Below are 23,751 nucleotides of genomic sequence, written 5' to 3' on the forward strand. Positions count from 1 at the left end.
AGGGACAAGAATATCGAAATTATCATGCCACATTACAGAGACATCTTTAAGGAGGGGATCACGAATGGATTCGTCTATGAAAGAAAGGTTTAAAAGAATCATACAGCTATACGATGAAATGATTCGCCTCCCTCACAAAACGGAAATCGCCAGGGAATTGAGAGATGAGGATGATTTATTCTTATTATTGCTCTATTCAGAAATGCTTGGCCTCCCGAATCCCGTTTTTTATTATACATTGGAACTTTATCCATATATTATAGAGAAATTTCATGATTGGCATTTAAGAATGGGAATGGAGCACTCTCCCTTAGATGGAATCAGATGTTGTTGAAGTATAGGGAGGGGGATATGTACATGAATGAATTACATCAACAGTCAATTTTATTTGTAGGAGGTAAAGGAGGTGTAGGAAAATCAACATCTGCTTCTGCTTTAGCCGTAATGTTTGCGAAAATGGGAGAAAAAACGCTAATCATCTCAACAGATCCCGCGCATAACCTGGGTGATATTTTTCATCAGGAAATCAAGGGGGATAAAACTCCTCTACTCAAAAATCTATGGGGGATAGAAATTAATCCTGAAATTGAAACACAGGATTATATTAACGGAGTAAAAAGGAATTTAAAAGGAATGGTTAAATCAAAAATGGTGAATGAGGTTCACCGTCAAATCGATATGGCTGCTTCGGCACCAGGGGCAGAAGAAGCAGCATTATTTGACCGAATGGTTTCCATCATTCTCGAGGAAGGAAATGAGTTCGATAAGATCATTTTTGACACAGCACCTACTGGCCACACAATCCGGCTTTTATCTCTTCCTGAACTCATGGGAGTATGGATGGACGGGATGCTTGAAAGGCGGAAGAAAACAAACAAAAACTATTCACAGCTATTAAATGACGGCGAGCCCGTAGAGGACCCCATTTATGATGTCCTGCAAAAGCGACGTGAAAAGTTTTCAAGAGTACGGGGGATTCTACTGGATCAAAAAAGAACAGGATTTATCTTTGTACTCATTCCTGAAAGGCTCCCGATACTGGAGACAGAAAAAGCCATTGAATTGATGTCTGGGCACGGATTGAATATTGGGGGGCTGATCATAAATAAGATCCTCCCTATGCAGGCAGATGGAGTGTTCCTGCAAAAAAGGAGGGAACAGGAAAAGTTATACCTAAAGCTGATGAGGGAGAAATTCACAAACCAGACGTTATATCGAATTCCTCTATTAGAAGAAGATATCTGTTCACCCCGTCATCTCGATGAGTTTGTAGACTATCTACAGAGAGAAGTAATTAGTAGTGAAAGAACCATCTAATATAAGAGTATTCATAGGAACTTGCTGACCATTGGGGGTATTTCATCTAATGGTCATTTTTATTTTTCAGGAGGGAAAAATCATTTTTTGTCGAAAATGTAATGGAATCAATGAAAGAAGGGAGTGATACCCATGCGTGGAGATATGAAACATTTACCGGGAATTCTTCCGTTGAAGAAAAGAGAAGAAACACAGAACCGATGGCTATTTCATCGACTTAATACCCTTTTACCTTCCTTAATGAAAAAGCATAATCTTGATATGTGGATTATTGCGGGCAGAGAGTATAATGAAGATCCTGTTCTGAAAAGTCTCTATCCGGCATCAATAGACAGTTCCGGGAGATTGACGATTGTAGTGTTTTATCTTGACGGAGAGCAACAATTGAAAAGGTGGATACTGCACTCTAATCCGAACTTCGAGCCATTTTATGAACGTGTCTGGAAGCCGGAAGACTGTGATCAATGGGAGTATCTAAAACGACTTGTAGAAGTTCATTGCCCTGATACAATTGCCTTGAACTATTCCACATCGTTTGCTGCAAGTGATGGTTTAAGTCATTCGTTTTACCAACATTTAAGCATATTACTTGATGAGTACTCCCATAAATTTGTGTCAGCCCAGCAAATTATTGTTGATTGGCTATCGATAAGGTCATCGAAGGAACTCACAGCCTATCCTTCAATAGCGGAACTTGCGAGGCAAATAGCGGCAGAAGCTTTATCCGGAGCGGTGATCCATCCTGGAATCACAACGACTGAAGATGTAGTGGATTGGATAAGGCAATGCGTATTGGATTTAGGAATGGAAACGTCATTTTACCCTACGGTGGATTTACAAAGAAAAGGGGCAGCGATGGAGCGATTAGAAGGGGAAATCATTCGATGTGGAGATATTGTGCATTTGGATTTTGGTATTCGTTATCTCGGTTTAGCGACAGACACCCAGCAACTCGCATACGTTCTCTATCCAGGTGAGGAAGAAGCTCCTGAAGGACTTCAATCCGCATTACAAACTGCCTTAAGATTTGAAGATATCATTACAGAAGAAATGAAAGTGGGAAGAACAGGAAATGAAGTGTTTCATCGTGTAATGAAAAAGGCAAGAGATGAAGAGATAGAGGCGATGCTTTATTCTCACCCCATAGGAAATCACTGTCATGAAGCGGGGGCCATAATGGGATTATATGATCAACAAAGAGACATCCCTATAAAAGGTGACCTCCCTCTAACAGCAAATACATGCTATGCCATGGAATTCAACATCAAACAATACGTTCCTGAATGGGATCAGATTGTTCCGATCTTTCTGGAAGAGCCCGTTGCCTTCATTCAGAATCGATTGGAATACATGGCGAAAAGGCAAATGGCCTTCTATCTTATATAATGAGAGAATGAGTACAATCCCCCAATTGTACTCATTTTTTATTTAGGTGTTTTCATAAAAAAGTGTGAACTATCCCTTGACATTATACCTAATGGGGTATATTATTGTAATTGTAGCAGGAAACAACAAGCCAATAGGAGGTGTCTTTATGGAATACAATTCACAAGTTAAGAATCGAATTAAACGTGTTGAAGGGCAGCTCCGTGGAATCGTAAGAATGATGGAGCAAGGGGAAGATTGTAAAAACGTTATTACACAGCTTTCCGCAGCAAAAACAGCTCTGGACCGTTCCGTAGGCTTAATTGTCAGTATGAATCTTGTGGAATGTGTAAGGGATTCACAAGAGACGGGTGAAAATACAGAAGACCTTGTAAAAGAAGCAGTGAATTTATTAGTGAAGAGTCGATAAAAAAAGTTGACATCTTTTTTTATATCATATAATATACCCTTATAGGTATTTTGAAAAACAATCATTCTTAGGAGGAATTATTAATGAACGCAGATAAAGTACTAGATGCAAAAGGATTAGCCTGCCCGATGCCTATTGTGAAAACAAGAAAAGCAATAAATGAAATTGAAGCTGGTCAAATTTTAGAGGTTCAAACAACGGATAAAGGTGCTAAAAGTGACCTGACAGCCTGGGCTAAATCTACAGGACATGAATTGCTCGATTCAAATGAAGAAAATGATGTATTTACATTCTGGATTAAAAAAGGATAAATTTTTTTAAGGGGATAAATACCCCTTATAGTATATAGGAGGAGATACAATGTCAGAAAGAAAAACAACCAATATTATTCTCTTTAGTGGAGATTATGATAAAGCGATGGCTGCATATATCATTGCGAACGGAGCTGCGGCTTATGATCATGACGTAACCATTTTCCATACATTCTGGGGATTGAATGCTTTAAGAAAAGAAGAAATGGTACCGGTAAAAAAAGGATTTATGGAGAAAATGTTTGGGCGTATGATGCCAAGGGGTGCAGATAAGCTGGGATTATCCAACATGAATTTCATGGGAATGGGCCCTAAAATGATCAAAGGTGTTATGAAGAAGCATAATGCTATGCCTTTACCTGATTTAATTGACATGGCAAGGGAACAAGAAATCAATCTGGTTGCGTGTACCATGACAATGGATTTATTAGGTTTACACAAAGATGAATTGTTAGAAGAAATCGAGTATGCAGGGGTAGCTGCGTATTTAGCGGATGCTGAAAATGGTAACGTGAACTTATTCATCTAATTTTTTTGAAATAAAATATACCCTATTAGGTAATTGGAGGTTTTATTAATGAACACGATTGAAACAAACTTCGTATTGGATGCAAAGGGATTAGCTTGTCCAATGCCGATCGTCAAAACAAAAAAAGCCATGAATAACCTGGAAGCAGGACAAGTGATTGAAATTCAAGCAACAGACAAGGGATCAAAGGCTGACCTTCAAGCATGGGCAAAAAGTTCCGGGCATGACTATCTGGGGACAATCGAAGAAGGAGATGTTCTGAAGCACTTTGTTCGGAAATCAAGTGGTGAAGAGGCTGTAGAGCGTAAACATGAATCAGTAACAGATAATGATACATTGGCCGGAAAATTGGGCGATGAAAATGTCGTTGTTCTGGATGTCCGTGAAAAAGCCGAATATGCATTCAAACATATTCCAGGCTCTATCTCGATGCCATTTGGAGAGCTTGAAACACGTGTAGACGAATTGAATAAAGACAAGGACATTTATGTAGTTTGCCGTACAGGAAACAGAAGCGACATGGCGGCGCAATTATTAGCTGAAAAAGGATTCGCTAATGTTATCAATGTAGTTCCAGGCATGAGCGATTGGACTGGAGACGTTGAATCGAACGTGAAGTAATGTATAAACACTAATATCGGGAGGTTAAATTATGTCAGTCAAACCAATGAATTCAAAAGAAGTAGCTCAAAAAGTCATGAACAGAGAAGATTTATTTATTTTGGATGTTCGTAATGCAGATGCCTTTGAAGATTGGAAAATTGAAGGTGAAAAATTTGAATACCTGAACATCCCATACTTCGATCTTTTAGATGGTGTAGAAGAAATAATGGATCAACTTCCTAAGGATAAAGACATTCTAGTTGTATGTGCGAAAGAAGGTTCTTCTATTATGGTAGCGGAAATGCTTTCAGATGAAGGGATGGACGTTTCTTACCTTGAAGGCGGAATGAAAGCTTGGAGCGAACATTTGGAGCCTGTTAAAGTGGGTGAATTAACAAAAGGCGGAGAGCTTTATCAATTTGTACGTTTAGGTAAAGGTTGTCTATCCTATATGGTCGTATCAAATGGTGAAGCAGCGATTGTCGATGCTACTCGTATGACTGATATCTTTATCGACTTTGCAAAAGAAAAAGGCGCAACGATTACAAATGTATTTGATACTCACTTGCATGCCGATCATATTTCTGGTGGACGTAACATTGCAGAAGCAACAAATGCTACCTATTGGTTACCTCCTAAAGATGCTGTGGAAGTTACCTTTGAATATGCTGCACTTGAAGATGGGAATAAAGTCGTGATCGGAAATACAACGATTGATATTACAGCTCTTTATTCACCTGGACATACAATCGGTTCAACTTCATTTGTAATTGATGAGAAGTATTTATTATCAGGTGACATTCTTTTTGTGGACAGTATCGGACGTCCGGATCTTGCCGGGAAAGCAGAAGATTGGGTAGCTGATCTTAGAGAAAGTCTTTACAAACGGTATAAAGACCTTTCTATGGAGCTTACCGTGTTACCGGCTCACTTCATGATTATTGATGAATTAAATGAAGATGGCTCTGTAGGTGAAAAGCTGGGAACATTATTTGCAAAAAACCACGGATTAAATATCGAGAGTGAAGAAGAATTCAGAAAGCTGGTATCTGAAAACCTTCCACCTCAGCCAAACGCGTATCAAGAAATCCGAGAAACGAACATGGGTAAAGTAACCCCAGATGAAGAAAAACAGCGTGAGATGGAAATTGGACCTAACCGTTGTGCTGTTCGATAATCAATCGTACTAATCTAAACAAATAATCAAAATGGGAACCTGAAAAAGAGGTTCCCGTTTTATTAGAAGAGGAGGAACAACACGATGGATTTGGCATTTATAATTACAATCTTTCTTATCGGATTTGCGGGCTCGTATATATCAGGGATGGTAGGTATCGGGGGGAGTATCATTAAATATCCCATGCTCCTATATATCCCGCCGATGCTTGGAGTAGCAACATTCACTGCTCACGAAGTTTCAGGTATTAGCGCAGTTCAAGTGTTTTTTGCCACACTTGGTGGGGTTTGGGCTTACCGTAAAGGAGGCTATCTTAATAAAACTCTTATCACTTACATGGGTGTAAGTATTTTAATAGGTAGCTTCATCGGAGGGTATGGTTCGAAATTCATGAGTGAGGCTGGAATTAATATTGTGTATGGAATTCTTGCATTAATTGCGGCGATCATGATGTTCATCCCTAAAAAAGGCATTGATGATATAAAACTCGAGGATGTAAAATTTAACAAGTGGTTAGCAGCGATACTTGCCTTGATCGTCGGGATTGGAGCAGGCATAGTTGGAGCAGCAGGAGCTTTCCTATTAGTTCCGATTATGCTGGTGGTCCTTAAGATTCCGACAAGAATGACGATCGCTTCATCCCTTGCCATCACGTTGATTTCTTCAATCGGATCAACAGTCGGAAAGATATCGACAGGTCAAGTGGAATATCTACCAGCTATGATCATGGTCGTAGCTAGTTTAATTGCATCTCCACTGGGCGCGATGGCAGGAAAGAAAATGAATACAAAGATTCTTCAAATGATACTAGCCGTTTTAATCCTGGCTACAGCGATTAAAATCTGGCTCGATATTCTTTAAACCATTTAATGCTTAGTTCTGATTCACCTAGTATCTTCTACCCTATAGAGGATTTCTAGTGAACAGAACTATGCTTTTTTGTGTTGTAGCTTCGTGTCTGTTATAGAAATGCACAAAAAAGTCATTGTAACTTTCCTCTGGCATTGTTCGTCTAATCAACAGAAAGAAATAAGACTCTAGATGGATGAACATACTTAATGAGACTAGTACAATGGAAGAGTGGAATAGCTCTATTACCTATCCATCATGAAAAGGGAGAATGATTAATGAAGAAATTAATTAGTATTGCCTTATTATTAACACTAATAGTGGGCCTCATTCAGCCAGCATCTGCTGCAGATAATGATAAAGAAAGCATCAATGAGAAATTCGGTCTGCCTATCGTTGTATATGGAGAAACCCTTACCGGAGAACAAAAGAAAAAGGTACAAGATCAATTAGGAATGGAAGACGGAACAGAAGTGGAAGAGTTTACGGCAACAGGTGAAGACCTTGTGAAGTATATTGAAGGTGAAAACCGTAATGCCCGTATGTTTTCCTCTGCCATGATTACTCGCAAAGAAAAAGGCGAGGGTCTGAAGGTTAATATTGTGACTCCGGAAAATATTACGGAAGTGACGAATTCTATGTATTCAAACGCTTTATTAACTGCAGGCGTCGAGAACGCAGTAGTGGATGTGGCCTCACCTGTAAAGGTAAGTGGTCATTCTGCATTAGTCGGCATTTATAAAGCGTATGATGTTAGTGGAGAGAAGCTTGATACGGTTCGCATGGAGGTTGCCAACGAGGAATTGACCGTGGCAACAGAACTTGCCAAAGAATCCGGGATTGATAAGGAAGAGGTCAGCAACCTGTTAACCGAAATAAAGAAGGAAATAGCCGAACAAGATCCGGCTACGAAAGAAGAAGTGGAACAAATCGTTGAAGAGAAGCTCCAAACTCTGAACATCGAGCTAAGCCCGGAGGACCGCCAGTTATTAATCGATTTGTTTGAAAAAATGAGGTCACTGGATATTAACTTTGATAATGTTCAACAACAATTAGATGACTTGACGAATGACATCCAAACCACGATTAAGGAAATTGTCAAAGATGAAGGGTTCGGGCAAAAAGTGTCTGACTTCTTTACGGGCTTGTTAAATGCCATCGCTGATTTCTTTAAATCCATTAAAAATCTATTTGGGTAATGGACTATTTTGTTTTTAAAATAGCAAAAAGACTGAGTCTGCATTGACTCAGTCTTTTATTTCAAGTAAAGGAAATCTTAGATAGATCGTTGTTCCCTTGCCTTCTTCACTATCTACAGACAAAGTACCATCGTGTTTATACATGATTTCTTTCGCGATGGATAAACCGAGGCCGTATCCTCCTGTATTTCTTGTTCTCGACAAATCTGAGCGGTAAAATCTCTCTCCGATACGGGATAAGGAATCAGCAGGAATGCCAATACCGGTATCCCTGATTTTTACAACAGCCATTCCACCTTCTTCGTACGATTGAATGAGAACGCGACTCTCTTCAGGAGAATATTTCAAGGCATTATCCAAAATATTATAAAATACCTGCATGACCCGGTTGGGATCCCCATTAATAATGGATTCTTCATTTAAATCATGCTGGACATCCAATTTTTTGTTTTTTGCATGAGGCTGGATAAGTGTTAAAGAATCCATTATTAACTGAGAGAGTACAATCGGTTCAATATCTAAAGAAAAAGAGCTATCCTCCAATTTATTCAATTCAAGTAGCTCAGTAATTAATTTCTGCATCCGTATCGATTCTTTTTGAATAAGGTGCAGGCTTTCTTCCATTTCTTCAGGATTCGTTTGAACCTTGTCAGTCAGTGCCTTTGCATATCCACCAATATAGGTAAGGGGAGTCCTTAATTCATGGGCAACATTTGAAAGAAACTGACGCTTCCTTTCTTCTTGATGTTGAAGAGAATCGACCATACTATTAAATGTCAGGGCAAGTTCTGCCATTTCATCTCTCGAGTTGACATTGAGCCTGTCTGAAAAATCACCTTTAGCCACTTTATTTGAAAATTGTTGCATTTCCCTGACAGGTTTAAATAATGAACCTAAAGAAGATTGAATGATCAAGAACAATACAAAATAAAACATGACACCTGTGAGTACCAATATAGGGATCCCTTTACTAAACACTTCCGTCATTTCAGCCAAGGGGATATAAATGAGTAAATAACCCATTAATCTATCTTCGTTCATAAGAGGAAAAATAGCTCCAATCACATTCCGATTAAATTCTGCTACATATCCTTCTTTCATTACCGGATTACCTTTAGCCAATTCTCTTTTGTCATCGTTATTGATGAGAGGGTTTTGGTCAATGCGATATGGGAAGCTTTTGGTTAAGTCTTCAAGTTCCTCCACAACAGACACTTCGTAAGGGGAGATCACATTATACCAAAGGATTTTATCCCTTACACTTCCGCTTACGTCACCATAGTGATAGTGATCAGCTGTTCTCTGTCCTTGATAAAGCAGTGACTCCTTAACGGTCCCGATATATAGATCCTTATAGAGAAAATGAATAAATAGAAATGAAAATACAATGGTTAAAAATAAGCTGCTTAATAATAGAAGAGAGACTTTTTTATTGAGAGTCAGATTGGAATTTTTCAAACGGATCCCTCGAACTTATAGCCAAGGCCCCACACGGTTTCGATCAAATGTCCATGGTTCTTCAATTTCAGCCGTAATGTTTTAATATGGGTGTCCACTGTACGATCGCTTCCTTCATAATCACTTCCCCATACTTGATCGAGAAGCTGATCTCGCTTATACACTCTTCCTTGATTACGGACCAGGAACAAGAATAGTTCATATTCTTTTAAGGTTAATCGGGGTGTAAGTTCACCAACTGAAATCGTCCTTGATGCCAAATTAAATGACACCGGTCCATAACGTTCAATCATTGAATGTTGGGATGATTGAGTACCGTAGGATCTTCTCAGGATCGTTTCGATTCGTGCAACAAGTTCCTCAGCATTAAATGGTTTAACCATATAGTCGTCACTTCCAAGCCTAAGTCCTTTCACCTTATCTAAATCATCGCCCTTTGCCGAAAGGAAGATAAAGGGTACCTGGCTTGTTTCCCGGACCTCTTTTAATAATTGATAACCATCCATGAATGGCATCATGATATCCACAACCATGATATCCACATGTGTTTTCTTCAGTTGATCAAGGGCAGCGAGTCCATTCTCTGCATCTAAGCAGAAATACTGCTCCCTGTTTAAATACAGTTTGATCAGCTGCCTCATTTCCGTCTCATCATCCACGATCAGGACATTCCATTTTTTCAACGTAAACCACTCCTATCCATACTACACATGCAAAGCATAAGTTTTATTATAGACGAAATTAGTGAATTTTTTATGATATAGGATACATTTATCGTAGTAGCTTTCTCCATATTAGCATGAATTACAGCAGTATTATCCGCTCATGGCTCACTACTTTTCCTAAACAGGGACATTTGCCCTTCCCTTTTTCCCATTTTTTAATAGGCTAATAAAGAGGAGTGACGAAGATGTATGAGAGGAGAACCATATACAGAAAGAATTTGATGAACCTATTTAATTCCGGATCCGGATTTCCAAACCTTGGGACTGGATATGACGGCAATCCTCCAGGAGGGTTTCAAGGCTATGTACCATGGGAAGGTAACCAGTTGCAAGGAGGGGGATTCGGTGGAGGACCAGGTTATTATAATCAAGGACCTTATGTTAGTACAGCGGGACCACAAGGTTTTCCGCCACAAGGATTTCCACAGCCCGGTTACGGTCCACCACCATTTGGGCCAGCAGGGGGCTACGGGTATGGTATTAATCCAATCGGTGCAGGTTTAATTGGTCTGGGATTGGGATTCCTTGGAGGACAGATTGTAAATAGCCCATTTAAGGGTCCACATAAACGCTACTATTATTATCTTTAATATATCAAACCGACTCTAAAGGCAGAGTCGGTTTTTCTATGTTGATGAACAGTGCTTGACTATATACCGCGTAGGGTATATTATAAAAATATAAAGTAAATGCTTTAGAAATCAGATTAATTCAAACAGTTGAGGTGATTTTTTGGAATTTATTGGTGTGATTGTTCTAGCTATACTAATCTATATTTATGTGATGATGAAGAAATCAGGAAAAAATATCAAGCAAATTTCATCGAATGAATTAAAATCATTGTTAGGTAACAATGACAAGCAATTCATTGATGTCCGTACGCGGGGAGAATTCAAACAAAATCACATCAGACAATTTAAGAATTTGCCATTACAGTCTTTACAACAAAACGCTCACAAATTATGTAAGGATAAAGAAATCATAGTGATTTGTCAAAGTGGAATGAGAAGTGCCAGTGCCCCTGTAAAGTGCTTAAAAAGAAAGGATTCACAACAGTTACTAATGTTAAGGGTGGAATGAATTCATGGTCCAATTAATAGAGCGGGCTATAACATTTGAAAGAGAGGTAATCGTAATGAAAACAATTTCAGCAAGTGCGGTAAATGATCGATTAACAGCTGGAGAAACATTAAATATTATTGATGTTCGCGAAGTAGCTGAGGTGAGAAGTGGGAGAATTCCAACAAGTATCCACCTTCCATTGGGGCTTATCGAATTTAGAATGAATGAATTAGACAAGAAGAAAGAATACATCGTGGTCTGTCAATCCGGCGGGAGAAGCAGTCAAGCGGTAAAGTTTCTCGACTATCATGGATTCAATGTAACAAACATGAACGGCGGAATGCTCTCATGGAAAGGTAAAGTAGATTAAATTCATTCTTTCTTCGATTTTCATTTATTGTATGGGAAAAATAATCATTTTGAATACCCCTGTAGGTTTAAAAGGTGAAATATAGGATAATTTATATACGATGAGATGAAAATAGAAAGAGGGAGGAATTCATCATATGACAAAAGTAAATGAATTGACGTCAAAGGAATTAACGAAAAAGATACTCAATGGAGACAGCATGTTTATTCTGGACGTTCGTCCAAAGGATGCTTTCGATGATTGGAAGGTAGAGGGGAAGAACGTAAAAATAATAAACAAGCCTTTTTCCGAACTGAAGGACAATCTCGGATCAGTTCAATCAATTTTACCACCTGATGAAGCCATTTACGTAATATGTGCAAAAGGAAATTCTTCAACGAAAACGGCAGAAATGCTGGTAGATGCAGGTATGGACAACATTTATTCCGTAAATGGGGGCATGCAGGCTTGGAGTGAATATTTAGAGCCTGTTAAAATTGGTGATGTTTCAGGTGGTTCACTCTATCAATTTGTTCGCATAGGGAAAGGTTGTTTATCTTATGCTATCGTTTCAAATAGAGAAGTAGCTTTCGTTGACTCCAGCCGAATTTTGGGGTCTTATAAGAAATTTATTCAAGAGCATAAAGTATCGGTGAAAGCAGTACTTGATTCGCATCTCCATGCAGATCATATCTCAGGCGGGCGGTCTTTAAGTAGTGAATACAATTCTCCTTATTATTTGCCTCCAAAAGATGCAGAGGACGTTCAATACGAATATAAAGAATTAAATGATGACACGGTCATTAATGTAGGTGATACGACCATAAAAGCTGTATACTCTCCTGGGCATACGATTGGTAGCACTTCTTTTATTGTGGACGATCACTACTTGTTAACAGGTGACATTCTGTTTATTGATTCGATCGGCAGACCTGATTTAGCTGGTAAAGCAGAAGACTGGGTAGGGGACTTGAGGAAAACTTTGTATACGAGATATAAAGATCTTGCGGATGAGTTGATTGTCTTACCAGCCCACTTTATGACCATCGATGAGATGAATGAAGATGGATCGGTTTCTCATCCTTTAAAGGCTCTATATAGAGAGAATCATGGATTAAATATACAAGATGAGCAGGAATTCCGAAAAACAGTTACGGAAAATCTTCCTCCTCAACCAAATAGCTATGAAAAAATACGTGAAACCAACATGGGTAAAATGCATCCGGAAGAAGAGGAACAACGGGAAATGGAAACAGGTCCAAACCGATGTGCAGTGCGGTAAAAAAGAAAGCTAATGAGGTTTCTCTTAAAGCATAGTTAAATAATGCAATCATCCTCATTGAGGATGATTGCTTGTATAAGGAAGAACCAGGGAAGTGGACATTCATGAACGGAACAAATGAATCAAAATATATTCAGCAGCACCTAGCGAACGAACGAACATTCCTGGCTTGGATCCGTACAGCGATCGCTATTATCGGAATTGGTTTTCTCACCACAAGCTTGCATTATAACTCGCTTCAAGGAGATGCCGTCCAAGATCGAATCGCCGTCTCCATCAGTGCTGTATCGATCATTATCGGGTTAGTGATCATTATTGGATCGACCGTTAACTACTACCGGACGAGGAGACATATAAACACACAAACATTTGTATCTGCAGATGCCTTCATCAAGATGATGGCGATTGTAGCAACTGTTGTCCTTTTATTTGTAACCGTATATTTTTTCATACTGAATTGAAAAAGCTGAACGAGTGGGTTAACCCCCTCGTTCAGCTTTATTAATCTTGTTTTTTTTCATTATAATATTGAACAGAAGTCATGGCTCCTTCACTCACCATGGAATTGTCTTCAATATTTGCAGGGTCTGGATTTCCGCCTTTTTCAACAGGCAGATCTTCTTTTCTTCTCTTTTTGAATTTCGTTACCAATCCTTCTTTAATATTGTGCAACTGATTACGCTTCTCCTTCGATGATAATATCCATCCTAATGAACCGGCCGTAACCGTCGCACCAACAAGTAAGGTTTTATTTACTCTCATTTTATTCTTCCTCCTTCAAAAAATAAATAGTTTGTATAGTATGTTCTTTATTTTCCCGGTATACATGAATTTAAACATTAGGGATTGATTCAAATAATTACAGGAGTGGACAATTATAGAGTTCTGGTTAAAAATATACATAATAGATGGAAAGCAAAGGGAGGAAGAAATCATTGAAGAATATTACCAAACAAAGTGTCATTGGATTCATTGGGACAGGCGTAATGGGACAAAGCATGGCTGGTCATCTGCTCGTGGCCGGTTATCAGGTGGTCGTATACAATCGTACGAAAGAGAAAGCATCGAAGCTTATACATAGAGGTGCAAAATGGGCAGATACACCAAAGAAAGTGGCTGAAATTTCGGATGCAGTCATTACGATCGTAGGATATCCTACAGACGTAGAGGAAATTTACCTCGGTGAAAATGGAATTCTTAATCACTTAAAACGTGATTCCCTTGCCATTGATATGACTACTTCATCTCCAAAACTAGCAGAGAGAATTTTTAAAGTAGGCATGGATAAAGGTGTAGCCACATTGGATGCCCCCGTTTCAGGTGGAGATATCGGAGCCAAAGAAGCAAGACTTTCTATCATGGTAGGAGGAGAAGAGGAATCATTCGAAACGGCAAAGCCCCTTTTAGACCTTCTGGGTTCCAATGTTGTGTATCAAGGGAAGGCAGGAGCGGGACAGCACACGAAGATGTGTAACCAAATCACGATTGCTTCTAACATGATGGGAGTAAGTGAAGCCCTTCTTTATGCCAAGAAATCAGGCTTGAATCCAGATAATGTGCTAAAGAGTATCACCTCTGGAGCGGCAGGCAGCTGGTCCCTTAGTAATCTGGTTCCACGAATGATTGATGAGGACTATGCTCCAGGCTTTTATATAAAGCACTTTATCAAAGATCTTAAGATAGCCATGGAATCATCCAGGGAGATGGAAATCAAAACACCGGGGTTAGAGCTGGCCCTCTCATTATATGAAGAATTGGCTCATAATGGTGAAGAAAACAGTGGCACTCAAGCCCTTATCAAACTGTTGGAGAATTAAAATATAAAACGCCCCATCGAAGAATCAATGGAGCCGTTCTTTATATTTTTCCAATGAAGTCAGGATCTTTCTGAATTCCCGATTGGTTCGGCAGCCAATTTGCTGGAACGCCTGCTCCCGTTTTTCTTCCATATTGAATACCTTCCAGCATTCTCAATATCTCATAGGTATTCCGACCAACTTCAGGCGGGTAAATCATTTTTGACGTTATCATTCCTTCAGGGTCGATGATAATTGTAGCTCTGAACGTAGCTCCTGCACGCTCATTTAACACCCGATAAGATCTGCTTATTTGATGGTTTCGATCACTCACTAACGGAAATTGCACTTTAGAAGCAGATGGGGATACTTCAGTGAACACTTTGTGAGAGTACACACTGTCAGTACTTATTCCAAATACTTCAGTCTGTAATGCTTGAAATTTAGGATAAATAGCAGCGACCGCTGCCAGTTCGGTTGGTCAAACAAAGGTGAAATCACTGGAATAAAAAAACAAAATAACCCATTTACCCCTGTAGGATTCTAAGTTGACGGTGTTTATTTTCTTTTGCGCGTTATCATATGCCTCAGCTACAAAGAGAGGGGCTCGATCATTGGTTTGGGCACAAAAGGGTAAGGAACAATCTTCACTTCTCATTGCACGATTAAATGAGTAGTGGGGTTCATACATCGAATCACCCCTTTCATAAAAAGTACTATCAACATATGCCTGATCATGACTTTATATGATTGGGTAGAAGGTTCTTTTCTATATCATACTTCTTTTATATTAGGGAATAATAGGAGAGTGTTGTTACAAATTTGAAGGTAAGGTGATTCTTTTGAAAAGAAAATCGTTTAAGCAATTATCGACCCTTATATACACGTTTGGTTCTATCATGACCGTAGTTGCCTTCCTTGTATCCTATTTGCAAACGAAAACAATCATTCAAGCAATTAAGAAGTATAGTCCGTATAACTAAGATTTATTGTTTGCAATATCTATACATAACTTAGACAATGATAGTGAAGATAAGTGAGGAGGGATCCTGTTGAAGCTAACGGGTAAAAAAGTCATTCAATTAGTAAGTGCAGATTTTGAAGATCTTGAACTATGGTATCCTGTATTACGATTGCGTGAAGAAGGAGCAGTTGTACATATTGTCGGTGAAAATGCAAATCAAGAATACATCGGAAAATACGGGGTTCCGATTGTGTCAGAATACGCGTTTAAAGATATCAATCCGAAAGACTATGATGCAATCCTCGTACCGGGTGGATGGTCCCCTGATAAGTTGCGTCGCTATGAAGATGTGATTTCCATGGTTCAAACCATGGATAAGAGTAAGAAGCCGATCGGTCAAATTTGTCATGCAGGTTGGGTCTTGATTTCAGCCAAAATTCTTCAAGGTGTAAAAGTCACCAGCACACCAGGAATAAAAGATGACATGGAAAATGCAGGGGCAACCTGGGTAAATGAATCCGTCGTCACAGATGGTCATATTGTTTCAAGCCGCAGACCTCCTGATTTACCAGACTATATGAAAGAATTCATTGAAGTGTTAGCAAAATAAATGCACAATTAAAAGGACTGGCGCCTCGAAAAACTTTAATTTTTAGTTTCTCGTGAACCAGTCCTTTGTTGTCCTATTTCTTTTTTTCTCTTTTATTTCGATCATTCACCCGTGCGAAAAACGTCTGTTTAACAGATTGATGGGTGGTAATGGCTGCACCCGTTGCGATGAATCCGTTGGCAATACCATTGAAATCAAACCCCAAAGTCCAGCCGCTGGCAGCAACCCCTGCCAGTAATAAGATCCAGATAATCAACCAGTCCGGAATGTGAGGAGTCCGCTTCAATGCATACCCTAAAACCCATAGAACTGGAACGAGTACAGTGACTTGTGGATCGATTGATATACCACTCAATAAATTTTCGATCACATGTTTCACTCCCTAAAAGAAAAATAACTTCTTTTAAAGCTTATTCGAACATGCTATTGTTTCATGACAACCTGTACCCGAAGTTTTTAGGGGAATTTGCATAAACGGTAAAAATAATTGGTTGATATGTTCAATTAAATGTTTCCCAATGAAAACGGACCTTTAAAGTGACATTAGAATTGTTCAATGATATTATATTGATTGACCTATTATAAAAAAGGAGCTGTTAATAATGGCGAAAAAAGGATACATACAATTTCAGACAGGTGAAAAAATCGAATTTGATCTATTTCCAAATGAAGCACCTGGAACAGTGGCAAATTTCGAAAAATTAGCAAACGAAGGTTTCTACAACGGTTTAAGCTTCCACCGTGTCATCCCTGGTTTCGTAAGCCAAGGCGGATGCCCTAATGGTAATGGGATGGGTGGCCCTGGTTACACAATCAAGTGTGAAACAGAAGGAAATCCACATAAGCATGAAGAAGGGTCGTTATCCATGGCCCATGCGGGGAAAGATACTGGAGGAAGTCAGTTCTTCATCGTTCATGAGCCACAGCCTCACCTAAATGGCGTTCATACCGTCTTCGGAAAAGTGACTTCAGGAATCGATATCGCTAAATCAATGAAAAACGGCGACGTTATGGAGAAAATGGAAGTATACGACGCGTAAAGAAAGAGGGACGGACCTTGCTCCGATTCTTTTGTTAGCTAATATCTATTGATGGTAAAGAAAAACAATAGTTGAAATGCTATTCATGATGATGTATTATACTAATATAGGCTGCGTTGTACGTAATCATAACGAAGTTTTAACCTTTAAACTGTAATAGGGAGTTTTACATCGAAGTTGGAATGTCAAGCCTCCACGATCTGAGGACGACAGGAAACCTTCTGCAAACACCCACTTTGAGGAGTGGTGGTTTAAAACTTTCTTATATCAAATTACGGCAAATGTGGCTCCTTACATTAGTATCTCAAGCCAGTTCCCAATCGGGGGCTGGCTTTTTTCATTTCTAAATAATTCTAAATAAATGAACAGCAAACAAAAAGACCGAATTCCTAAATGGAATCCGGTCTGAAGGTTTCTGTATCGAGGCCCCTCCCGTCCGTACATGGTTAAGTGTCCCGCAACAAGCGAATGTTCGGGAGAGGCAAGATCATTGTATCACGCAAGGGCAAGATAAGCAAAAGATTTAGTGCAGCACACCAATACGTATGAGATGTTGCTCAATGTCAATGAAATCATTCACTTCAATATGAGGGGTATTGTTTTCTTTCAGGATATCCTGTAATGCTTTCAAGGCAAAAGTAACGCTTGCCACTTTGGCAGGATGACTATCTGGTTCACTATCACCTGCAAAATATATGGTTCCGTACTCTTTTTTGAGATCAGTAAGTACTTTTGATTTGTCGATTCCATATCTTTCGGAGTGATGTGGATGTTCGGGATCGATATTCATATGTACATTTTTCTCTTTATAGTATCCTTCATTTGAGTATACCTCAACGCCTGTAATGCCGTACTTCGCAAGAATATGATGAATATAGTAATCCGTACCTGCACTTAATATGTAGAAGTCGCCTCCTTGGGCCTGGACTTTACGGATGAAGGAAGGGACGTGTTCATCAATCTCAAGGGAATGTATATCTTCAATGATCTGACTTTCTTCTTGATGAATGGACGAAAAAACCTGACTCAAAAATTCGATGTCCTTTATTTCCCGGGACTTCCATTGTTTATATAAAACTTGTCCCTCTGCAAAGTACTTCTCCAGTACAAGATGATAAAAATCCTTTTTAGAGATCGTACCATCAAAGTCAGAAACAAATGCCCATTTTTTCATACCATCTCCTCCTCATTACTACTCCAGTCGATTGTACCATGTTTAAAGGAGGGGATGGAAATGCAAGGTGAGGTGAACTTTAATAATATTATGTAAACTGATCTAACGTAATAAAAAAATCACCTCACTAAAGAGTAAGGAGTTTTTTTTATTTCTTCAAGCTGGTTAAGAATCCTTTCAATACTTCTGGTGTGCGTTTGATTTCTTGAACGGTGTTGGTAATGGTCGTCTTTTTGTATTCGATATCTCCCTGAATCTCTCCTTGTGTTTCTTGTAGCTGGTTCGTTTCAGAAGTAATTTTGTCTACCCTGGTTTGAATGTTTGCCATAGTTTGATTCATTTCGTTAATAACGGGTCGGGTCGACTTCACTGTTTTCATTAGCGCGACTCCCAGCATGACTATAGCAACTACAATTAACGCAATACTTGCATATACAATCCACATGTAAAGTTCACCTCAATAAACGTTGTTTTTAGTTGTATTCCCTAAAAACGTTGAAAATAACGTAAAGATAATTTATTTCTCTTCCTGGTTTACTAATTCCCGTATAGCTAGTAATCTAAATTATAAGGTTACGTAAACGAAAAGGGAGAGAAGAAGATGATCAAAGCCATCATGTTTGATTTGGATGACACATTATTATGGGACTCCAAAAGTATTGAAGAAGCGTTTATAGCAACTTGCCGTTATGCACAGACGAGGGTGGGGGTTGATCCCCAAGATTTAGAGCTTCGTGTCAGAGAAGCTGCGACAAAATTGTATTCAACCTATGATACATATGAATTCACACAAAATATTGGTATTAATCCCTTTGAAGGACTTTGGGGAGATTTCCTTGATGAACATGATGAAGGCTTCCATAAGATGAAAGAAATCGTCCCAACTTACCGGAAAATGGCCTGGACGTCAGGATTACATTCTTTAGGCATCAAGGACGAAAACCTTGGGGAGGAATTATCAGAAAGGTTTCGCATAGAGAGAAAAGAGAGGCCGTTTGTGTATGAAGATACTTTCCGTGTACTAAATGAAGTGAAAGAGAAATTTCAACTGTTGTTATTAACGAATGGTTCTCCCAATTTACAGAATACAAAACTTGATAAGACCCCTGAACTCGTACCTTATTTTGAAGAAATTATCATCTCTGGAGATATCGGGAAAGGGAAGCCGGATTCAGCGATGTTCCTTCATGCATTGGAGAGGCTTAAGCTTCAAAAGGACGAAGTGATCATGGTGGGAGATAATTTAAATACAGACATTCTCGGGGCTTCAAACCTCGGTATCACAACGGTTTGGATTAATCGCCGTCAGCAAAAGCTTCAAGATATTATCCCTGATTATGAAATCAATGAGCTCCATGAGGTTCTAGAGATCGTAAATAACTTGAAATAGGGGGCTTCCTTATGAAGCTTCTTTTTTTTGATCACTCCGACCAGACATAATAGCCTCTTACACTACATACTATTCACGGATATCTCATTTTATAAGGGAAGGGGGATTTTTATGGGAATAGGGATTCATCATGTTAACGTTCTTGCATCACGCTCACATGTATGGGAATTCATCCGAGATATGAATGCCTGGGCTCCTCTCGTCCCCGGATACAAAGAACACACCATTGTCTCTGACGTTCAATCGACTTGGAAATTCATCCTGCAGGTTGGAGTGGTGAGAAAAAAGGTTCATGTGAAGGTATTGGTTACAGAATGGAAGGTACCATCAGAAGTTAAGTTCAATTTAAGGGGGGTCAATCAAAAGTTTACAGGTGAGGGTTTTTTTAGGGCTGATAAAGTAAACTCTTCCATCACGGCTATGACGGGGTGTCTAACGGTTGAATCCACAAGTTCACTGGCTAAAATCCTTGAATCTGCATTTGATAAAATGGTGCACGAGCTCACTAAGGAACTAACTGAAGCGGTTGGGCAAGCGATTGAGCGAGGCAAACAATGACATGCATGCCCTGATCGATGGGGCTTGTGTGGTTCTGTGTGAATTTATCATCATTTAGGTGCAGCTTGTATGCTATAATGAACTATTTGTAAGCAAGAGATTTGTTAGATAAAGAAGAAATACATACACTATAAAGTACATATAGGGATAACTCGTAAAACATATAAAGGGGTCAAATCATGCACAACCTTCAAACACTTCGTGAAGAAGCCATAGAGGAAACAAAACGAAAAATAGAGGATGATATCACACTTTACTTAGAGAAACATGAGAATTGTCCTTCTTTCCAGGATTATGTTGCGGAAAGGAGTGCTTTCTTTCACAATATCTGGACGAATATCTGGCTTAATAAAGTAACCAATGATGTTCTTCGAAGCCATAAAAAAGCCTTCTTGAGAAAGGTAGGTTATGACATCGAAGGGACAGATAAAAAATTGATTAACAAGTTATTTCGCAATGAAATAAGAGATTTTCAGCCATTTCATATTCTAGAATGGTTAATGGAATATCCACCTTCAACAAACGATTGGAAGGAGCGCCATCAAAATGTAAGGGGAAATTATATAAAAAAACACGAAGAAAAAAAACAAGCAGCCATCCAAAAAGATATTCAAAAAGAGATCCTCTCCTTCATAAACAAGCAAATGGATGGGTTTGAACTGCATTGGTATGTGGAGTTACGCTATTTATTTGCTAATAAATTTGTACAAGATTTGGAATCAAAGACAAAATATCACCATATTGAACCATATATGCTGGAGGAGAGACTGGAAGAGGTAGGAAGCTTCACTAGTGATTCTTTTACAACGGTAGCTGACTTCCTCAAAGAATTTACAGGCTCCATTCACAAGAAAAGTGAAAACTGGGATGGACACGTATGGGAATATGAAACCTATTTCTATCCGTATGAGCGATTCGTCTTTTATTATTCAGAGCAAATTGTATACCGTTCACTACTCAATAAAATGCCTGAAGAATTATTGTCGGATTACGAAAATGTATTCGGTCAGGCCTTATCGGAAGAGCGTTTAAGCAGGATTAGTCACCATTTTCTCCTTACGTTGAAGTCGACCTTTTTCACTATGATTCAAGAAGAATATGTTGTTGACTTATATCAACTTGCAGAAGTTCCTTTTGATGAGACTAATCACCTTTCCATTTATGAAGAAGATAAACACAAGAGGGAGAAGAGGAAGGCTGCTGAGTTAGCCGAGTTGAAAAGGAAGCAGGAAGAAGAAAAGCGAATGATGGAAGATATTTTTGGAAGGGAGTATAGCCCTTCATTCCGTGGGGATATCAAGTATACACTCCATATTGGTGAAACGAATACTGGGAAAACCCATCATGCCATTAGCCGGATGAAAGAAGCGAAAAGCGGCATGTATTTAGCTCCACTCCGCCTCCTCGCCCTTGAGGTATTTGATACATTGAACGCAGATGGAGTCCCATGTAATCTGAAAACAGGAGAAGAGGAAAAAGAAGTTATATTGGCAAAGCACGTGTCGTCTACGGTAGAGATGTTTCGTGAAAAGGACGAATATGAAGTGATCGTAATCGATGAGGCTCAGATGCTGGCCGATCAAGATAGAGGTTTCTCCTGGTACCGTGCTATTACAAAAGCAAGGGCAAAAGAGGTACATATCATCGGAAGTGAAAATGTTCGGGACCTGCTAATGGAATTAGTAGGTGAAGGAAACATTGTAGTCCATGATTATAAAAGAGAAATTCCTTTGCAAGTCGAACCGAAGGAATTTCAATTACGGCATGCCAAAAAAGGAGATGCTCTCGTTTGTTTTTCCAGAAAAAAAGTATTGGATACAGCTTCAAGGTTGCAAAATAATGGGCATAAGGTCAGCATGATTTACGGCAGTATGCCACCCGAAACAAGAAAGAAACAAATGATGCAATTTATTAAAGGGAAGACAAATATGATTGTGGCAACCGATGCAATCGGAATGGGCTTGAATTTACCTATACGGAGGATCGTATTCCTGGAAACCGATAAATTTGACGGAACGAGAAGGAGAAGGCTGACATCCCAGGAAGTAAAGCAGATTGCCGGTCGTGCTGGCAGAAAAGGCCTGTACAATGAAGGGAAAGTAGCTTTTACAAAGGATATTAAAGTAATGAAACTTCTATTAGATCAGCCCGATCGCTCGCTCGAAACATTTGCCATCGCACCGACAAGCGGTGTGTTTGAACGCTTTCAACGCTATTTCCACGACCTTGATACGTTTTTCTATTTTTGGGAGAAATTCAAAAGTCCTTATGGCACGGAAAAAGCCACCCTGTTTGAAGAAAGGGAGCTATATGAACTAATTCGTGGAACCGATATCGAGGCGAAACTTACGTTAAATGACCTATACGGATTTTTACATCTTCCTTTTTCGAAAAAGGAGGCTCAATTAACCGAGCAATGGTTAGAGTGTATGTACGCCATTGTACACGGTGAAGAGTTACCCGAACCGCCTATAAATAACAAAAACCTGGAACAAAAAGAAGTATCCTACAAGGCTGTCGGTCTGCATCTCTTATTCCTATATCGTTTGGGAAGACAAACAGAGGCCTATTACTGGGAACGGATTAGAAGTGAAATCGCCGATGGAGTACACGAAAGCCTTCGCACTGAGCTTACCAGTATAAGTCAGACGTGTAAACAATGCGGAAAGAAATTACCTCCAAATTTCGGGTTTCCAATTTGTGATAGATGTCATGCGTCTAGAGTGAAAAGAAGAACGCGAAGAAAGCCTCCATATTCTTAAGCTGTGAGCAGATAACAAGTGGAAACAAGCGAATTATGGTACGATCAGATACGAATTAAAATTGTTAATAGAGGTGTTACAATGAAAATTGAAGTATGGTCAGATTATGTTTGTCCATTTTGTTATATTGGAAAACGCCATTTAGAGGAAGCACTCCAACAATTCCCTGAAAGAGATCAAGTTGAGGTAGCATTTAAGAGCTTTGAGTTAGATTCCGATGCTCCTGTGGATACAGACATGAGTATCCAGGAAATTCTCTCGAAAAAGTATGGAACGTCTCTTGAACAAGCAAAAAACATGACAGACAGCATGACGAAACAAGCTGCAACGGTTGGTCTGGACTTCCGCTTCGATACCAGTATTCCGACGAATACATTCGATGCACACCGCCTGACAAAATATGCGAAAACGAAAGGAAAGGAAACAGAGCTTACTGAATTACTGTTACAAGCTCACTTTACACTTTCAAAGCATATCGGTGACAAGGAAACGCTGGTAGGGTTAGCGGAACAAGCGGGATTGGATGCAGAAGAATCATTAGCTGTATTGAAAGGTCAAGAATTCACACGGGATGTACGTACCGATGAAGAAGAAGCAAGACAAATTGGTGTACAGGGTGTCCCATTCTTTGTGATCAACCGTAAATACGCTATTTCAGGTGCACAGCCAAGCGACGTAGTTTTAAGCTCCATCCAGAAAGTATGGGAAGAGGAGAATCAAACGGCTTCCCTTCAGCCACTGGGAACCGATGGTATGGCTTGTGACGAAAATGGATGCGATGTTCCTCCTTCTAAATCATAA

The 23,751-nt window shown here is 39.3% G+C and carries 29 protein-coding genes, 1 other RNA gene and 1 pseudogene; 24 read left to right on the top strand and 7 right to left on the bottom strand.

Translation table 11 applies throughout. The features are described 5' to 3' along the window. The first annotated feature begins 76 nt into the window (after positions 1 to 76). From ACQKFO_RS03940 to ACQKFO_RS03985, 10 genes are all read left to right on the top strand, one after another. Positions 77 to 334 carry a cory-CC-star protein gene (locus tag ACQKFO_RS03940; protein ID WP_427597785.1) on the top strand — a complete coding sequence of 86 codons (258 nt, stop codon included), beginning with the start codon at positions 77 to 79 and terminating at the stop codon, positions 332 to 334. A 23-nt stretch (positions 335 to 357) separates the two neighbouring features. After that, entirely contained in the window at positions 358 to 1,317 is a 960-nt protein-coding gene (locus tag ACQKFO_RS03945; RefSeq protein ID WP_427596995.1) for an ArsA family ATPase, read from the top strand. A 132-nt stretch (positions 1,318 to 1,449) separates the two neighbouring features. Next, complete coding sequence (locus ACQKFO_RS03950) at positions 1,450 to 2,703, top strand: M24 family metallopeptidase (RefSeq protein ID WP_427596996.1); 1,254 nt, start codon at positions 1,450 to 1,452, stop codon at positions 2,701 to 2,703. Between the two features lie 148 nt (positions 2,704 to 2,851). Then, positions 2,852 to 3,112, top strand: coding sequence for a metal-sensitive transcriptional regulator (locus ACQKFO_RS03955; RefSeq protein WP_397551254.1), 261 nt, complete (start codon positions 2,852 to 2,854; stop codon positions 3,110 to 3,112). Positions 3,113 to 3,195: 83 nt separating this feature from the next. Further along, a complete protein-coding gene (locus ACQKFO_RS03960; protein WP_427596997.1) occupies positions 3,196 to 3,423 on the top strand; it encodes a sulfurtransferase TusA family protein in 228 nt (75 codons plus the stop codon). Between the two features lie 49 nt (positions 3,424 to 3,472). Beyond that, a complete protein-coding gene (locus tag ACQKFO_RS03965) occupies positions 3,473 to 3,952 on the top strand; it encodes a DsrE/DsrF/DrsH-like family protein (RefSeq protein ID WP_397551256.1) in 480 nt (159 codons plus the stop codon). A 48-nt stretch (positions 3,953 to 4,000) separates the two neighbouring features. Next, complete coding sequence (locus ACQKFO_RS03970) at positions 4,001 to 4,573, top strand: sulfurtransferase TusA family protein (RefSeq protein ID WP_427596998.1); 573 nt, start codon at positions 4,001 to 4,003, stop codon at positions 4,571 to 4,573. Positions 4,574 to 4,604: 31 nt separating this feature from the next. Next, complete coding sequence (locus ACQKFO_RS03975; RefSeq protein WP_427597000.1) at positions 4,605 to 5,732, top strand: MBL fold metallo-hydrolase; 1,128 nt, start codon at positions 4,605 to 4,607, stop codon at positions 5,730 to 5,732. An 84-nt stretch (positions 5,733 to 5,816) separates the two neighbouring features. Next, a complete protein-coding gene (locus ACQKFO_RS03980) occupies positions 5,817 to 6,593 on the top strand; it encodes a sulfite exporter TauE/SafE family protein (protein ID WP_427597002.1) in 777 nt (258 codons plus the stop codon). A gap of 266 nt (positions 6,594 to 6,859) precedes the next feature. Next, positions 6,860 to 7,780 carry a DUF1002 domain-containing protein gene (locus tag ACQKFO_RS03985; RefSeq protein WP_427597004.1) on the top strand — a complete coding sequence of 307 codons (921 nt, stop codon included), beginning with the start codon at positions 6,860 to 6,862 and terminating at the stop codon, positions 7,778 to 7,780. A 48-nt stretch (positions 7,781 to 7,828) separates the two neighbouring features. Here the strand turns inward: ACQKFO_RS03985 and ACQKFO_RS03990 are convergent, their stop codons facing one another. Beyond that, positions 7,829 to 9,238 carry a sensor histidine kinase gene (locus ACQKFO_RS03990; RefSeq protein ID WP_427597005.1) on the bottom strand — a complete coding sequence of 470 codons (1,410 nt, stop codon included), beginning with the start codon at positions 9,236 to 9,238 and terminating at the stop codon, positions 7,829 to 7,831. Beyond that, entirely contained in the window at positions 9,235 to 9,921 is a 687-nt protein-coding gene (locus ACQKFO_RS03995; protein ID WP_427597007.1) for a response regulator transcription factor, read from the bottom strand. The genes ACQKFO_RS03990 and ACQKFO_RS03995 overlap by 4 nt, the downstream gene beginning before the upstream one ends. A gap of 227 nt (positions 9,922 to 10,148) precedes the next feature. Here ACQKFO_RS03995 and ACQKFO_RS04000 point away from each other — a divergent pair, with 227 nt between their 5' ends. The 5 genes and pseudogenes from ACQKFO_RS04000 to ACQKFO_RS04020 all read left to right on the top strand — a co-directional run bounded on the left by ACQKFO_RS04000 (position 10,149) and on the right by ACQKFO_RS04020 (position 13,117). Further along, entirely contained in the window at positions 10,149 to 10,553 is a 405-nt protein-coding gene (locus ACQKFO_RS04000; protein WP_427597008.1) for a hypothetical protein, read from the top strand. A gap of 193 nt (positions 10,554 to 10,746) precedes the next feature. Next, a pseudogene (locus ACQKFO_RS04005) lies at positions 10,747 to 11,060 on the top strand (rhodanese-like domain-containing protein). Positions 11,061 to 11,098: 38 nt separating this feature from the next. Further along, on the top strand, positions 11,099 to 11,395 hold the full coding sequence (locus ACQKFO_RS04010; protein WP_427597010.1) for a rhodanese-like domain-containing protein: 297 nt from the start codon (positions 11,099 to 11,101) through the stop codon (positions 11,393 to 11,395). Positions 11,396 to 11,531: 136 nt separating this feature from the next. Further along, on the top strand, positions 11,532 to 12,656 hold the full coding sequence (locus ACQKFO_RS04015; protein WP_427597011.1) for an MBL fold metallo-hydrolase: 1,125 nt from the start codon (positions 11,532 to 11,534) through the stop codon (positions 12,654 to 12,656). A gap of 104 nt (positions 12,657 to 12,760) precedes the next feature. Then, positions 12,761 to 13,117 carry a YidH family protein gene (locus tag ACQKFO_RS04020; protein ID WP_427597013.1) on the top strand — a complete coding sequence of 119 codons (357 nt, stop codon included), beginning with the start codon at positions 12,761 to 12,763 and terminating at the stop codon, positions 13,115 to 13,117. Between the two features lie 40 nt (positions 13,118 to 13,157). Here the strand turns inward: ACQKFO_RS04020 and ACQKFO_RS04025 are convergent, their stop codons facing one another. Beyond that, the gene (locus ACQKFO_RS04025; RefSeq protein ID WP_427597015.1) at positions 13,158 to 13,418 is read right to left on the bottom strand and encodes a hypothetical protein; all 261 of its coding nucleotides are present in this window, start codon (positions 13,416 to 13,418) and stop codon (positions 13,158 to 13,160) included. 173 nt (positions 13,419 to 13,591) lie between these two features. Between ACQKFO_RS04025 and ACQKFO_RS04030 the strand changes: the two genes are divergently transcribed. After that, positions 13,592 to 14,473, top strand: coding sequence for an NAD(P)-dependent oxidoreductase (locus ACQKFO_RS04030; protein WP_427597017.1), 882 nt, complete (start codon positions 13,592 to 13,594; stop codon positions 14,471 to 14,473). Positions 14,474 to 14,513: 40 nt separating this feature from the next. Here the strand turns inward: ACQKFO_RS04030 and ACQKFO_RS04035 are convergent, their stop codons facing one another. Next, positions 14,514 to 15,110, bottom strand: coding sequence for a peroxiredoxin (locus tag ACQKFO_RS04035; protein ID WP_427597786.1), 597 nt, complete (start codon positions 15,108 to 15,110; stop codon positions 14,514 to 14,516). Between the two features lie 184 nt (positions 15,111 to 15,294). Between ACQKFO_RS04035 and ACQKFO_RS04040 the strand changes: the two genes are divergently transcribed. Beyond that, a complete protein-coding gene (locus ACQKFO_RS04040; protein WP_427597019.1) occupies positions 15,295 to 15,435 on the top strand; it encodes a hypothetical protein in 141 nt (46 codons plus the stop codon). Between the two features lie 69 nt (positions 15,436 to 15,504). Next, entirely contained in the window at positions 15,505 to 16,026 is a 522-nt protein-coding gene (locus tag ACQKFO_RS04045; protein ID WP_427597021.1) for a type 1 glutamine amidotransferase domain-containing protein, read from the top strand. A 73-nt stretch (positions 16,027 to 16,099) separates the two neighbouring features. On the opposite strand, the gene ACQKFO_RS04050 is transcribed toward ACQKFO_RS04045, so the two are convergent. Beyond that, positions 16,100 to 16,396, bottom strand: a complete 297-nt coding sequence (locus ACQKFO_RS04050; RefSeq protein ID WP_148968893.1) for a phage holin family protein — start codon at positions 16,394 to 16,396, stop codon at positions 16,100 to 16,102. Between the two features lie 232 nt (positions 16,397 to 16,628). Here ACQKFO_RS04050 and ACQKFO_RS04055 point away from each other — a divergent pair, with 232 nt between their 5' ends. Then, entirely contained in the window at positions 16,629 to 17,066 is a 438-nt protein-coding gene (locus ACQKFO_RS04055) for a peptidylprolyl isomerase (RefSeq protein ID WP_113967927.1), read from the top strand. Positions 17,067 to 17,171: 105 nt separating this feature from the next. Beyond that, positions 17,172 to 17,360, top strand: a non-coding RNA gene (gene ssrS, locus ACQKFO_RS04060) — 6S RNA. Positions 17,361 to 17,589: 229 nt separating this feature from the next. On the opposite strand, the gene ACQKFO_RS04065 is transcribed toward ssrS, so the two are convergent. Both ACQKFO_RS04065 and ACQKFO_RS04070 read right to left on the bottom strand, forming a co-directional pair. Next, on the bottom strand, positions 17,590 to 18,240 hold the full coding sequence (locus ACQKFO_RS04065; RefSeq protein WP_427597024.1) for an MtnX-like HAD-IB family phosphatase: 651 nt from the start codon (positions 18,238 to 18,240) through the stop codon (positions 17,590 to 17,592). A 148-nt stretch (positions 18,241 to 18,388) separates the two neighbouring features. Further along, positions 18,389 to 18,685 (bottom strand): DUF948 domain-containing protein, encoded by a 297-nt coding sequence (locus ACQKFO_RS04070; RefSeq protein WP_427597026.1) that lies wholly within the window; start codon positions 18,683 to 18,685, stop codon positions 18,389 to 18,391. Positions 18,686 to 18,841: 156 nt separating this feature from the next. Here ACQKFO_RS04070 and ACQKFO_RS04075 point away from each other — a divergent pair, with 156 nt between their 5' ends. The 4 genes from ACQKFO_RS04075 (at position 18,842) to ACQKFO_RS04090 (ending at position 23,751) form a co-directional block, all read left to right on the top strand. Beyond that, positions 18,842 to 19,630 (top strand): HAD family hydrolase, encoded by a 789-nt coding sequence (locus ACQKFO_RS04075; RefSeq protein WP_427597027.1) that lies wholly within the window; start codon positions 18,842 to 18,844, stop codon positions 19,628 to 19,630. A 111-nt stretch (positions 19,631 to 19,741) separates the two neighbouring features. Beyond that, positions 19,742 to 20,188, top strand: a complete 447-nt coding sequence (locus tag ACQKFO_RS04080) for an SRPBCC domain-containing protein (protein ID WP_427597029.1) — start codon at positions 19,742 to 19,744, stop codon at positions 20,186 to 20,188. A 179-nt stretch (positions 20,189 to 20,367) separates the two neighbouring features. Continuing rightward, on the top strand, positions 20,368 to 22,950 hold the full coding sequence (locus tag ACQKFO_RS04085) for a helicase-related protein (protein ID WP_427597030.1): 2,583 nt from the start codon (positions 20,368 to 20,370) through the stop codon (positions 22,948 to 22,950). An 81-nt stretch (positions 22,951 to 23,031) separates the two neighbouring features. Next, the gene (locus tag ACQKFO_RS04090) at positions 23,032 to 23,751 is read left to right on the top strand and encodes a DsbA family oxidoreductase (protein ID WP_427597031.1); all 720 of its coding nucleotides are present in this window, start codon (positions 23,032 to 23,034) and stop codon (positions 23,749 to 23,751) included.

The organism is Rossellomorea sp. NPDC071047 (assembly GCF_050270195.1).
GTDB lineage: Bacteria > Bacillota > Bacilli > Bacillales > Bacillaceae_B > Rossellomorea.